This window comes from Stenotrophomonas sp. INTA L402-1, assembly GCF_059295135.1.
The window spans coordinates 1-510 of sequence record NZ_JCAFWP010000267.1; the positions used below are offsets into that span (position 1 = coordinate 1).

The 510-nt window shown below is 32.0% G+C and carries 1 protein-coding gene; it reads right to left on the reverse strand.

Going from position 1 to position 510, the window contains the following annotated elements; genetic code table 11:
• The coding region (locus tag AC5O77_RS22715; protein WP_494507293.1) for a hypothetical protein at window positions 1–208 on the reverse strand (208 nt) is incomplete at its 3' end.
• Window positions 209–510: the final 302 nt, after the last annotated feature.

Genomic DNA, 510 nt, shown 5'->3' on the forward strand with positions numbered 1-510 from the left:
ATAAGAGACAGAGCCAAGGATGCTTATCTTCATCATCAACGCCCATCGGACCACCTAATATGACAAGTAAGTCAAATTCCGAAAGTTCCGGAAGATAATAATTTTCATATAGTAAAGTCCCTGTAATTTCGTGCCCCTTTTCCTTCGCCCAAACTGATATATGTTCAGGCAATTCAAAGGGAACGTGCTGCAAATAGTGAATTTTCATGCCATTTGATTCTCCCTAATTTAATTATTAAACGAACTAGAATATAAGTATAATATTAGTTTTTTTATTAAACAATTCAATCATTATTATAAAAACAATAGCTTTTTCCTATGATTGAATTCAAATATAAACCTGTATTCCTCAAAAAAGTCAATTAGACATTGAATATGATTCAGCCTATAATAATAAAATTACCCAATACGTAATTGTGGTATATAGGAGGATAGACCATTGGAACTAAAACAATTAGAATACTTTATGGCCCTATGTCAGGAACTTCATTTTACTCGTACAGCCGAAAA